Source organism: Ruminococcus sp. HUN007 (genome assembly GCF_000712055.1).
In the GTDB taxonomy this organism is placed as follows: domain Bacteria; phylum Bacillota; class Clostridia; order Oscillospirales; family Ruminococcaceae; genus HUN007.
Map to the genome: position 1 here is coordinate 68,822 of NZ_JOOA01000001.1, position 13,123 is coordinate 81,944.

The 13,123-nt window shown below is 41.9% G+C and carries 11 protein-coding genes; 8 read left to right on the forward strand and 3 right to left on the reverse strand.

Going from position 1 to position 13,123, the window contains the following annotated elements; genetic code table 11:
• Nucleotides 1-281: 281 nt before the first annotated feature.
• The 4 genes from CC97_RS00240 to CC97_RS00255 are packed head-to-tail and all read left to right on the forward strand — an operon-like array spanning nt 282 to nt 4,656.
• Nucleotides 282-2,027, forward strand: a complete 1,746-nt coding sequence (locus tag CC97_RS00240) for a 1-deoxy-D-xylulose-5-phosphate synthase (RefSeq protein ID WP_044973071.1) — start codon at nt 282-284, stop codon at nt 2,025-2,027.
• Between the two features lie 20 nt (nt 2,028-2,047).
• Nucleotides 2,048-3,049 carry an ATP-binding cassette domain-containing protein gene (locus CC97_RS00245; protein ID WP_044973073.1) on the forward strand — a complete coding sequence of 334 codons (1,002 nt, stop codon included), beginning with the start codon at nt 2,048-2,050 and terminating at the stop codon, nt 3,047-3,049.
• Nucleotides 3,046-3,849 (forward strand): ABC-2 family transporter protein, encoded by an 804-nt coding sequence (locus CC97_RS00250; protein ID WP_044973074.1) that lies wholly within the window; start codon nt 3,046-3,048, stop codon nt 3,847-3,849. The genes CC97_RS00245 and CC97_RS00250 overlap by 4 nt, the downstream gene beginning before the upstream one ends.
• A 3-nt stretch (nt 3,850-3,852) precedes the next feature.
• On the forward strand, nt 3,853-4,656 hold the full coding sequence (locus CC97_RS00255; RefSeq protein ID WP_044973076.1) for an ABC-2 family transporter protein: 804 nt from the start codon (nt 3,853-3,855) through the stop codon (nt 4,654-4,656).
• 205 nt (nt 4,657-4,861) lie between these two features.
• Here CC97_RS00255 and CC97_RS00260 read toward each other — a convergent pair whose 3' ends face one another.
• Both CC97_RS00260 and CC97_RS20710 read right to left on the reverse strand, forming a co-directional pair.
• Entirely contained in the window at nt 4,862-5,914 is a 1,053-nt protein-coding gene (locus tag CC97_RS00260) for a GxxExxY protein (RefSeq protein WP_049962570.1), read from the reverse strand.
• A 58-nt stretch (nt 5,915-5,972) separates the two neighbouring features.
• Nucleotides 5,973-6,458: an AAA family ATPase gene (locus CC97_RS20710; RefSeq protein ID WP_049962571.1), complete on the reverse strand. Its 486-nt coding sequence runs from the start codon at nt 6,456-6,458 to the stop codon at nt 5,973-5,975.
• A 336-nt stretch (nt 6,459-6,794) separates the two neighbouring features.
• Here CC97_RS20710 and CC97_RS19880 point away from each other — a divergent pair, with 336 nt between their 5' ends.
• Both CC97_RS19880 and CC97_RS00265 read left to right on the forward strand, forming a co-directional pair.
• The gene (locus tag CC97_RS19880) at nt 6,795-6,962 is read left to right on the forward strand and encodes a hypothetical protein (RefSeq protein ID WP_156036718.1); all 168 of its coding nucleotides are present in this window, start codon (nt 6,795-6,797) and stop codon (nt 6,960-6,962) included.
• Nucleotides 6,963-6,965: 3 nt separating this feature from the next.
• On the forward strand, nt 6,966-7,535 hold the full coding sequence (locus CC97_RS00265) for a hypothetical protein (RefSeq protein ID WP_044973079.1): 570 nt from the start codon (nt 6,966-6,968) through the stop codon (nt 7,533-7,535).
• An 87-nt stretch (nt 7,536-7,622) separates the two neighbouring features.
• Here the strand turns inward: CC97_RS00265 and trxA are convergent, their stop codons facing one another.
• Nucleotides 7,623-7,931: a thioredoxin gene (gene trxA, locus CC97_RS00270; protein WP_044973080.1), complete on the reverse strand. Its 309-nt coding sequence runs from the start codon at nt 7,929-7,931 to the stop codon at nt 7,623-7,625.
• A 401-nt stretch (nt 7,932-8,332) separates the two neighbouring features.
• Between trxA and CC97_RS00275 the strand changes: the two genes are divergently transcribed.
• Together CC97_RS00275 and CC97_RS00280 are read left to right on the forward strand one after the other, a co-directional pair.
• Nucleotides 8,333-11,230: a family 43 glycosylhydrolase gene (locus tag CC97_RS00275; protein WP_044973082.1), complete on the forward strand. Its 2,898-nt coding sequence runs from the start codon at nt 8,333-8,335 to the stop codon at nt 11,228-11,230.
• A 175-nt stretch (nt 11,231-11,405) separates the two neighbouring features.
• Nucleotides 11,406-13,016: a transposase gene (locus CC97_RS00280; RefSeq protein WP_044973085.1), complete on the forward strand. Its 1,611-nt coding sequence runs from the start codon at nt 11,406-11,408 to the stop codon at nt 13,014-13,016.
• Nucleotides 13,017-13,123: the final 107 nt, after the last annotated feature.

The window sequence follows — 13,123 nt, forward strand, 5'->3', positions numbered from 1 at the left end:
AAACAGGCTCATACTACTTTATTATACTCTTTCAGAATTTAAATGTCAACTTATTCTCGAATGTCAGGTATACAATGTACTGGGAAGCAAGAAAAATATGATTCTGAGAACAGAAAAAAATCTCATATTCGCTCTCAGAATATATAAAAAGAGCAAAAAATGATATGTAATTACTGCTATAAAAATGATAAAAAACATTGAAAAAAACAGTAAAGTATGATATAATAATCAACATTAAAACTGAAAAGAATCAACATTAAATATGAAAAGAGGCTCAGACTATGATAATTGACAGAATAAACTCACCGGCAGATGTAAAAAAACTAAACAGCGACGAACTTATTGCACTTGCAGCAGATGTCCGTAAAGGTCTTATGAACAGACTTTCAAAGCGCGGCGGACATTTCGGTCCTAACTTTGGTTTCGTTGAAGCGACCATCGCTTTGCATTACGTTTTTGATTCACCGAAAGACAAATTTGTATTTGACGTATCCCACCAGTGCTACACTCACAAAATACTCACAGGCAGAAAAGCAGCTTTCTACTCGGACGAGCACTTCGGTGACATTTCCGGATACACTAATCCTGAAGAAAGTGAACATGACTTTTTCAATGTAGGTCACACTTCAACTTCCGTCAGCCTTGCCTGCGGTCTTGCGAAGGCAAGAGATCTTAATGGCGGAAAGGAAAATATCATCGCTGTGATCGGTGACGGATCACTCAGTGGCGGTGAAGCTCTCGAGGGACTCAACTTTGCTTCTGAACTTAAAAGCAATTTCATAATAATTGTAAATGACAACGATATGTCTATCGCTGAAAACCACGGCGGACTTTATAAGAACCTAAAGGATCTCCGTGATTCAGGTGGCAGATGCGAATGCAATCTTTTCAAGGCTATGGGGCTTGACTACATGTATGTAGCTGAAGGCAACGATATTTCCAAACTCATTGAAGCTTTTAAAAAGGTAAAGGATACTGATCATCCGACAGTTGTACATATCCGCACTGTAAAAGGGAGGGGCTATGAAATTGCTGAAAAAGAAAAGGAAAACTGGCACTGGCACATGCCGTTTGATCCGGAAAATCCTGACGCACCTTCTGAAGGCAGCGGTGAAGACTATGGCAGCATGACATGTGACTATCTGCTTGCAAAAATGAAAAAGGACAAAAGCGTTGTTGCAATGGTCGCTGCCGTTCCTGTTAATATTGGTTTTACAGAAGAAAAACGAAAAGAAGCCGGCGATCAGTACGTTGATGTCGGAATTGCTGAGGAGCATGCTGTTGCTATGGCATCCGGCATTGCCAAAAACGGCGGAAAGCCTGTTTTCGCAACTCATTCAAGCTTCTTCCAGAGGACCTACGATCAGATCTCACAGGATCTGTGTATAAACGGAAATTCGGCTACCCTGCTTGTAAACACTGCTTCGGTATTCGGAATGCATGACATTACTCATCTGGGTATATTCGATATTCCGATGATATCAAACATTCCGAACATGGTTTATCTCGCTCCGACATGCTGTGAGGAATACTTTGCTATGCTCGACTGGAGTATTGAACAGAACAGCTTCCCTGTTGCCGTAAGAATACCATGCAACGGTGTTGTCCACTCTGACAGAACTTTTGACACAGACTACAGCGACCTTAATAAATACAAAGTAACGGCCGAAGGCGAAAAGATCGCTGTTATCGCCCTCGGTGACTTCTATCAGACCGGTGAAAAGCTTGCCGCTCTTATCAAAGAAAAAACAGGAACCGCTCCGACACTTATCAACCCGCGTTACATAACCGGTATTGATGCTGAGCTTCTTGAAAGCCTTAAGAAGAACCACGACAGAGTCATCACTCTCGAGGATGGAATACTCGACGGCGGTTTCGGAGAAAAGATATCACGTTTCTACGGCCCGTCTGAAATGAAAGTATATAACTACGGCCTTAAAAAGGAATTTATTGACCGTTACAGCGTTGATGACATACTTAAAGCCAACAGAATAACTCCTGAACTCATCTGCGAGGATGTACTCTGATATAAAAAAGAAGGGACAACATGGGGACAATAATTGAAATCAAAAACGTAACAAAAGAGTTTAAAACACTGAACCGCCACGAAGGTCTTAAAGGAAGCCTTAAAGATCTGTTTTCGCGCGATTACAAAACCGTGCGTGCGGTAGACAATGTTTCGATGAGCATTGACCAGGGCGAGATAGTCGGTTATCTCGGACCGAACGGTGCCGGAAAATCCACCACTATCAAGATGATGACAGGCGTGCTTGAACCGACTTCCGGCGAAATACTTGTCGGAGGAAACGTTCCGTATAAGAACCGTTCAAAGAACGCAGCTGAAATAGGCGTCGTTTTCGGACAGAGAACACAGCTGTGGTGGGCACTCCCCCTCATCGAATCGTTCAGACTGTTAAAAGACATTTACCAGATATCCGACAAAGACTACAACGATATGCTTGAGCTCTACAAATCGCTTGTTGACATTGAGCCGCTCCTGCACAAGCCGGTACGCCAGATGTCGCTCGGTCAGCGTACACTCAGCGACATTCTTGCTGCATTTCTGCACAATCCGAAAATAGTCTTTCTCGACGAGCCGACGATAGGACTTGACGTATCGATGAAAGCAAAGATACGCATGCTTATCCACGAGCTCAACAGACAGAAGAATACTACCGTTATTCTTACAACACACGACATGGGTGACGTTGACGCACTCTGCCGCCGTATAGTTATTATCGACAAGGGCAAAATGCTCTACGACAACGACATAGAACACCTCAAAGGATTTTTCGGTTCATACCGTACTCTGAAGATCAGAGTTGACGGAGATATGAACACTGAAGCTGAAGCAATAAAAACGGAAGTGCCTGATTTTAAAGTATCTTCCGACGATGAATGGATATCGGTACTGGTAGATGAGGAAAAAACGAAGGTACTTGATGTACTTGGCCTTCTGCAGAAAACACACAATATCCGCGATATGAAACTCGAAGAAATATCCACTGAGGATGTCATCAAAAAGATCTACGAGGAGGGTGTGCAATGAATCTGAAGAAATATCTCACATTCACCCGTGCCGGAATCATCGAGGCACTGCAGTTCCGCCTTTCATTTGTAGTAATGGTCGCAGGAAACCTGCTTTATCTCATAGTTGTTTACTTTCTCTGGAAAGCAATTTACGCTTCTGCCGGAACCGATACTGTAAACGGCATGACTTTTACTGATACGCTTATCTATCTCGTACTGGCCACTGCGCTTTTCAATTTCATGGAAATGTACACGGTCTGGGAGATGGGACGTAACATACAGTCCGGAAAGATCGTCCTTGATCTGCTCAAACCAATGGAATACCGGAGGCTGCTCTTCTGGTCATATTCGGGCAGTTTCGTGATGCAGTTCCTTCTCACATTTCTGCCGACATTCATTGCGGTTTCAATCGTGACCCGCGGAGCAATACACTTCGGTATCAATATTCTTTACTTTATAATATCTGTAACGCTGGCGGTCATGATCAACTACAGCATTGATTTTCTCGTTGGAACAGTCTGTCTGTACACAGAATCCATCTGGGGCATAAACATTATGAAACAGGTCATTGTCCTTCTCCTTTCCGGTGCAACGATACCGATAGCATTTTTCCCGGATACAATGAGAACAGTTGTATACTATCTGCCGTTTCAGTCCATTTACAACGCGCCGCTTTCGATTCTGCTCGACGCTGATGCTGAACCGAAAACCGTATTCAGCACTCTCGGGATACAGCTTGTATGGTGCGTGGTAATGGCCGTGCTCAGCAAGGCATTCTGGAAAACATCGCTGCGACAGATAACCGTGAACGGAGGTTAAACCATGAAACGAAAAAGTTTAAGTTTTTATTTCCGTATCTACTGTAAGATCCTCGCACAGGACCTTAAAAGCAAAATGAGTTACCGTGCCGACTTTATCATTTCCACCATCGGCATGATATTTACCGACATATCCGGTTTCATAAGCTTCTGGATCATGTTCCGTAACTTTCCTTCAATAGACGGATGGAACTACTACGAGATACTGTTCCTGTACGGATTTTCACTGATCTCGCTGACACCGGTGCAGTGCTTCTTCGACAACAACTGGAGCCTGCGTCAGAACGTATATTCCGGCGACTTCATCAAATACTGCTTCAGACCGATCAATCTTTTCTTCTACTATCAGTCGGAAGTATTTGACATAAAAGGCCTCGGCCAGCTCGCTTTCGGTATCGGAACGCTCATCTACGCCTGGATAAAACTCGGTCTCGGATGTTCAGCGTTCATGATCATCAAACTGATCATCTTCCTGCTCACTGCGTCGCTTATCATGATAGCACTTCAGAACGCAGCGGCAGCTACATGTTTCTGGATACAGAATTCATTCTACGTACTTGACCTCGTATACCGTTTCAGAGACTATGCAAAATATCCGGTAACCATCTTCAGCCCGGTATTCAGATTTATTTTTACATTCTTAATGCCGATAGCATTCATCGCTTACTACCCGAGCCTTGTAATACTCCGTCCGGACCAGATACCGGTACTCTCGTGGCTTTCACCGGTCATCGGTGTTCTGTTCTTCTTCATCAGCTACAAAATATGGATGTACGGAGCTACAAGATACAGCGGCACAGGTTCGTAATGTAATGTTACCGACCACCTGTAATGTCGTCCGACAGCCGCTGTATCTTTTCATGCAGACACCGCTGCCGTTATAAAAAATACAGCACCATCATTCCGGTACATAAAAACTGGTCTGATGGTGCTGTTTTCTTTTAGGTTGGGATAAAGCCGGAAGGAATATGCTGATTTTCATTCCTTCCGGCTGTTATAATTAATATCTGTAACTAAAGGGTTGCTTCGTACAAGGTCTTGTCACCTATCTGAATCTTTTTAATTCCCTGTTCTTTGTTCTTATTGAAATTAAAACTGAGCATATATCCGACCGTCAGATCAAAATAATCAAGGTAATCGCAGATCTGCTTTTCACCTTTCTCATTGTATCTTTCACCATGCCAGATTTTCAGTTCAATCACATATCTTCTGCCAAGGTAATGAACGACTACATCCATGCGCCTCTGATTGCTTGTCTGTTCTTCGATGCTGTATGTTCCTGTACCATTTATGATCGGTGCAAGGTAAGTAAGGAAACGTTCTCTTCCTTCAGCTTCAAGAAATTCCTCAGTATCGTTTCCGTGAATACGATTATGTTCCTTTATAAAATACTCCATAATAAGCGGAATATCAAGACCGCCGTCAACCTCTGCAAAAATCGTCTTATTCGCAGAAGCCATACGTTTAAGATCTTCATTCTTCCTGCTTTCACCAATGAAGTAAGTACAAAGTCTCATCTCAAAAATACGGTTTGTTATTGCTACAACATTATGCTTATTGTAAATAAATCCGTACATTCTAAGCTGTTTCTGAGCTTCGTCATCTGGAAGATGAGCAACTGTATCTCCTCTGAAAAGTATGTTTCTCAGCTGAAGCTTTAAATCAGGATATTCCTCTAACTTTCCCATAACTGAGTCAAAAAGCGAATTATCTTCCGAAAGGATTATTCTTACAGCCTCATCAACACCCGCTTTTGTCCACGCTTCTGTAAGACTGTCAAAATACTGCGGAACAAGTTTCGTATCTATAATCTGACAGATTCGGCTCACAAAAAACGGGTATCCGTTTGTATAAGCTGTAATCTCCTTTGCAACACCAGCAGTATCCATACCCGTATTATGGTCAGCATCATACTCTTCAAGCATTCCCTTGATACCAGACTCCGAGAGACTCATATCAATATCGAAGTCAGCGGCGATATTCCACGGACTGTTCAGCTTGTGGTCTTCATCAGGTCTGATTATACCTTTCAGATGCTTGACATCCGTCACACCGGCAAGGATCACGGAATGAAACGTCTTATATCCCGGGTTCTTCGCTCTTTTCAGGTAATTTGCACGCAGCTTACCGAGAAAATCCAGAAAAAACCTGATTATTCGTCGCAGTATCAACTTCATCAATGATCAGAACGATAGGTTTAGCATTTTGCTTACACCAGCGATCAAAGATCCTGAAAATATCATTCATTACAAGGCTCTTATCTTCTGCAGTGAGTGTCTGAAATGAGTCATAAAATTCATCAGGCAAAGGAATTTCTATTGAATCTCTTGTATCACACAGCACCTGTGCCAGTCCTTTGACAAACGAGCTTTCATCAAGATAACTGCCATCAGTAAGATCCTGGAAGTCAAGACTGATCACATCATAATAATCGGACAGGAATGTATCTAAAGCCGTCAAAGTAGTAGTTTTACCATACTGACGCGCGCGGTTGATAGTAAAATACTTCTTTGCATCTACGAGTTTTTTTATCTCTTTTACACGCTCTGAGATATCTACCATGTAGTGTTCTTCAGGTATACACATAGCGGTTGTATTAAAAACCTTCATGTACTATTCTCCTTTCTGACAGAAATTCTTCATCTATTCATAATCATATTTATTATACCATATCAGAGTCCGGATGGAAAGAACTTTTTTTCCTCGCCCAACGACTACAGCCGGAAGAAATGAGCTGAGTTTCATTCCTTCCGGCTGTTATTCTGATGTCACCATCAAATGTGTTATCATTGACTTTGCAGCTTGTACATGTTATACTTTAAATAGGCAACAACATTATTTTGCAGTTATTATTGTTATTTAAAAAGATAAAAAAATGACGTCCACATTGATTGATATCATTAAAATGTTGACGTTATAATATTACGTGGAAAGGAATGATAAAATATGATGGTATTACTTGCAAAGCCGGTTGATCAGGCAATAGTTCTTAATCCTGATAAAGCCGATGAATTCATCAATAAAAGAATAGATCCGCAAGTTAAAGCGGAAATACTTAGAAAAGCCGAAAGAATCAGAAAAACATACGTATGGGACGATAGATTTAAAAAATAATTTATGAGCAGATCATCACACTTTGCTGTTATAGACACAGAAACAAACTGGCATGATGAAGTCATGTCCATTGGAATAGTAATTTCAGATTCACTCACTTTCAGACCGATAGGAACAAAGTATTATCTGATCGATCCGGAGTACCGTTCCGGCGGGATGTATTCAAATGTGATCAGTGTCCCGAATCATTCAGTTGATATGTGCGGTTCAAGAGAAGCTGTCATAGCTAACCTCGCACAGGGACTGAAGGCCTGCAACGTTAAAGGGATTTTCGCATATAATGCAAAATTCGACTGCGGTCATCTTCCTGAACTGAGCAGTTTCCAGTGGTACGATATTATGAAACTGGCTGCTTACAGGCAGTATAACAGAGCTATACCGGAAAATGCTGACTGCTTCATGACCGGAAGACTGAAACGAAATTACGGGGTTGAACCGATCATGCAGATGCTTTCCGGAAAAAGTTCATACTGTGAAGTACACAATGCTGTATGTGACGCAATAGACGAACTTGAACTGATGCGGCTTCTCGGTCATCCGCTCGAAGTATACGACTGTGCCAAAATCAATTAATATCCAAATGAACCGAAGCGAAAGCCGGTACTGTTTACTTATCAGTACCGGCTTTGCTGTTTTTAATTTATTTATGAGAAAAAAGCATTATGCAAGCATTGCTTCAATACTGCTCTTTGGTCTGTATCCGACTGCGGAGTTTACTACCCTGCCGTCCTTTATGAGAACTACCATCGGGATACTGGAAACGTTGAACGCTGCAGCGAGTTCAGGCTGTTCGTCTACGTTTACCTTTCCTACTTTTATTTCCGGATGCTCATCTGCGATCTGTGATATGACCGGTGCAAGCATTTTGCATGGTCCGCACCATGATGCCCAGAGATCGATGAGTACCGGCTTGTCTGATTTATTTACTACTTCATTAAAGTTCTGGCTTGTGATTGTGATTTCTGACATAAAGCATTCTCCTTGTCTTTAAACTGAAATTCTTTACAGAAAACGCTGATTATTCTTAAAACGGTATGTGGAACGCGGAAGGTATCCGTTATTTTTTCATACCGTATTTTTTTCTGTATCAGTGTTTTCTTAATCTATGATTATATTATACACAACGTAAACATCTTTTTCTGTGACTTTGTCACATAAATCTCATCGTCGGTTTTCATAATTATTATCAACCTATTTATATTTTCTATGTGCAGTATATTGAATTATTGTTTGATATACGATATAATAGAGAGTACAGGATTGTTTAACGGAACACTGACTTATTCATAACCGGCTGAAATCCCGGATTTTGGTCTCATCAGTGTTTCATTAATGTTCAGCATTTTCATTTCATAACCGGAGGAGAAAACATGAAAAATCACAGAATATCCGCATCGCTTGCAGCTGTCGTTCTGGCTGTCAGCCAGTTTGCGGTTTCAGGCTCATCGGGAGCATCCGCAGACACAGTAAGAATAAAAAAGGCCGACCAGAGCGGCGAGGTTGTCAGCGGAGGATTCTATACTATTTCGTCAGTGCTCAGTGAAAAATATATTACCGCTCAGAGCGACGGAACGGCAGACCAGTGGTCACCGCTCCCGAATGATTCCCAGAGGTGGCAGATATTCACCGAAGACGACGGTTACTGCCGTATAATGTCGGCAAAATATCCTGAAAAGTCACTTACCGTTGAAAACGGTGACAGCACTAACGGAAACAGGATCATTCTTTCAGAATACAAAGATCTGAATTCACAGCACTTCAAACTTAACAAAACCGGCGACAATTACTACATAACAGCAGAATGCTCCGGAAAAGCTGCACTTGACGTTTACGGACAGAGTTCCGAAAACGGGGCTGTTATCGACCAGTGGGACTACTGGGGCGGTGCAAATCAGCGCTTTTACATCTCACCTGCCGGCAGCGGTCAGGTAACTGCTTTCGGTGATCTGAACGGCGACGGCAAAACAGATATTGCCGACAGGATCCTCATGCAGAGCGGACTTACCAATGGTTTTGACAAATCTGCATCATATGCCGCTGACTTAAACTATGACGGAAAGAATGACGGCGACGACCTCAGAACAATGAATGAGTATTTCTTCGGAAAAAACGGCTCATCAACGACCCTCTGGAATTCGGAAAGCAACAGTGAAGGAACGGCATTTCTCTTTGCCTACTTCCTCGGAAATGCTCCGGAACAGGAACGTCTTTCATATGCCGTAAGCACTGACGGATATAACTTCAAGGCTCTTAACAACGGTAAAGCTGTATGGAAATCAAATGTCGGAACTGAATGCATACGTGACCCGTATATATTTAAATGCGAGGACGGAAGCTACTGCATGCTCGCTACTGACATGAAATCATCGCTCGGCTGGAGCAGCAACAGGAACATAATCAGCGCCCGTTCTGACGACCTGATAAACTGGACCGATGTCACACTTATAGAAGTAGCGAACAAATATCCTTCCATGATGGGTTCAGACCGTGCGTGGGCTCCGCAGGCTATCTACTGTCCGGAAAAGAACACCTACATGATTTACTGGGCAAATCATTCAAATGAGACCGGAAGCAGAACGATCATGTACTACGCATACAGTAAAGATCTGAAGCACTTTGACACCGAACCTTCCCTCCTCTTTGCACCGGCAAACGGCGACAGTGCCATCGACTCAGATATCATTTTCCAGAATAACAGGTACTACATGTACTATAAAAACGAGACCAACAAGAGGATCTATCTTGCAACATCGGACAAAGCGGAAGGTCCGTGGAAGGAAGTAAAGCAGATCTCGGAAGGAACAATGGGCGTTGAAGGTCCGAACATTTACAACATTCCGGGCACTGACCACTGGATCCTCATGTCAGACGCTTACGGCGACGGTTACTATGTGATGCAGGAAACAGACGATCTTGAAAACTTTAAACGGCTTGACAGAAACGCTTACAGTTTTGATTTCACACCTCGCCACGGATATGTTATACCAATTTCAATGAGCCAGTACAACGCCCTTCTGAAAGCATATCCTTCTGCTTCTATCGCACCGTCTGGAGCAGGAATTGAACCGGTAAAAACGATGATATCAGCCGGTGAAAAAGTTTCTCTTCCGGACAAGGTGGAGTGCACATACTCGGACGGCAGTTCCGAACAGTTTACAGTTCAGTGGAATCAGGACGAACTTGATGCTCTGGACACTTCACTTAAAGGAACATACACAGTTTCAGGAAAAGTTCAGGTAAACAGCTACAGTGACCCGTTTATTAAGGAACGTGCCGATCCTTTCGTAACTGACGGAGGCGACGGATACTATTACTTCACTGCTTCATATCCGGCATACGGCAGCGTTGACAAAGGCTATGACAGAATAATACTCAGACGAAGCCAGACTGTAGCAGGCCTTGCAGATGCCGAGGAAAAAACAATATGGAAAGCCCATTCCTCAGGAATTCTTTCAAAACACATCTGGGCACCTGAAATGCATAAAATAGGCGGAGCATGGTACATGTTCTTTGCTGCGGGCGCAAGCGACAATATCTGGGCTATACGACCGTACGTTCTCAAATGTGACGGTGATCCGTTTACAGGTACATGGAAAGAGTGCGGTCAGATGCAGCCTTCATCAGGAGACAAGGAATCATTCGCCGGATTCTCGCTTGATATGACCTACTTCGAAAACGGAGGAAAGCACTACGTGATCTGGGCCGAGATAAAGGGTGTTTCTTCACTTTTCATGGCAGAAATAGATCCAGCTGATCCGACAAAACTTATTTCAAAACCGATAATGCTCAGTAAACCTGAATACAGCTGGGAACTCGTCAATGAAAAAGTAAATGAAGGACCGGCGGTGATCAAAACAGATTCAAAGGTCTATGTCTTCTTCTCAGCATCAGGAACAGGATCTGAATACTGCGTAGGACGTCTTGAAGCCGACATCAATTCGAACCTGATGGATCTTTCGAGCTGGAAAAAGCTTTCGTCACCTGTACTTTCCACATCTGATCTGAACGGTCCGTCCGGTCCGGGTCACAACTGCTTTGTAACTGACGAAAACGGTGATGCGCTGATAGTTTATCATGCACGTCCTGCCGAACACGCCGATAAAAAGTGTGACACCTATAACAGCAATCCGCTTTATGATCCGTGTCGTCATGCAAGAATAAAACGTGTTCATTTTGATGCAAACGGTGTTCCTGTCATCAATATGAGCAGTCAGGCAATTCTGCCGTCAAAACAGCGTACAGTCAGCGCGGTAATCACAGTCAGTTAAACAGTGGCACGTGCTCTTTAAGCACATTTATAATAAAGGGATGATATGATTCGGGCGTCAAAAGGGTAAGACCAATCTGAGCCAACAAAAGCATCTTGAAAATTTAATATTATTACAACAAATGAAAACGCGAAATATGGTACAATAGAAGTATCAAATTTCGGAGGAAAAAGAAATGTCATTCGTAGCAAACGATTTAAGGAATGAACAAATATCAATGTTCGATTCCACGCTGAATTTAACAGAAAGAGAACGCAGATTTTTAGAAAAATCATGGGCAAAAGTATTTGCTGAAAAAGTATTTCCTGCAATAGATGAAACACCGTATGCGGTTCTTTACAGCGAAAAATTATCGCGTCCAAATACTCCGGTAAACGTTCTCGTAGGCGCAATATTCATTCAGCAGCTAACAGGACAGTCCGATGATGAATTTCTTGAATCATTGCTGTTTGACATAAGATATCAGTATGCACTTCACACAACATCATTTGATGAACAGCCCCTTAGTGACAGAAGTCTTGGAAGATTTCGTGAAAGATTAGCAATGTATGAAATTGAAACAGGAATAGATCTCATACAAAATACGGAAAAAGAAATAACAGATGTTATGGCGCTTGTTATGGGAATAGATCATCATCTTAAACGTATGGATAGCATGATGATATCTGCAAATGTGAAGAAAATGTCGCGTCTCGAACTGCTTTATACATGTGTTTCAAACCTTGTAAAAGAGATGAAACGCAGTAATGCAGAAGTGCCTTTGGAATACATGCATTATGCTGATGTAGATGACAGAAATAAAGTAGTATATCATAATCGTAGTGAATCTGTTGATAGCAAGATTGTAACTATTCTTGAAGATGCAAAAATTCTGATGAACCTGTGTGATGAAGATATTGAAGACAGCAGTGCATATAAATTGCTGGTACGCTTTCTCAATGAGCAGACTAACATATATCCTAACGGAATCCGTCAGCTTAAAGATGCAGACGATTCAAGTATGGATTCTTCAATACTTCAGAATCCTGCGGATCCGGAAGCAACATTTCGCCATAAAGCAGGTAAAAATCATATAGGATACGCTGCAAATTTAGTAGAATCATCAAATGAAAACGGTGATACGCTTGTAACTGATTTTCAGTTTGAAGCAAACAATTACAGTGATAAGAAATTCATCAATGATGCAATGGAAAGAATGAATTCTCAGCCGGAAGACGACCGCACAGTAATAGTAGCTGACGGTGCATATACAGCTGATGAAGCATTAGCAAAATCAAAAAACATTGAAATTGTAAACACTAATCTTACTGGTAAAGAAACACCAGATATCAATGCTGATTTTGAATTCAGTGAAGACGGAACACAGATCTTAAAGTGTCCCGGAGGACATGAACCAATAAGCTGCAGCTACAATAAAAAGACAGGGCAGTGTGTAGCATCCTTCGATAAAGAAAAGTGCGAAAACTGTCCACACTTTAATGAATGTAAACCTAACTTGAGAGTAAAGGTTTGTAAGAAAACAGTCTCATTAAAAAGTAAAAACAGAGCTCAGCAACAGAGAAAACGTTCTACAAAAGAATTTAGTGACTTAACTAAATTCCGAAATGGTGTTGAATCACTTCCATCCATTCTTCGAAGAAAATATCATGTTGACAAAATACCGGCAAGAGGTATGATTCGAAAGAAACTATTCTTTGGAGCTAAAGTAACTGCTATGAACATCCAGAAGTTTTGCAAATTCATGCAAGGCTCGGCATGCCGCGCCCAAAATGCGGTAATAGCCTGAAAAATGAGTAAGGAAAGCTACTAAATATTGAGATTTACGTTTCGATATATCCATAATTTGTAATAATATTAAATTTTCAAGATTCTATTGGAATTTTGAAAAGTCAA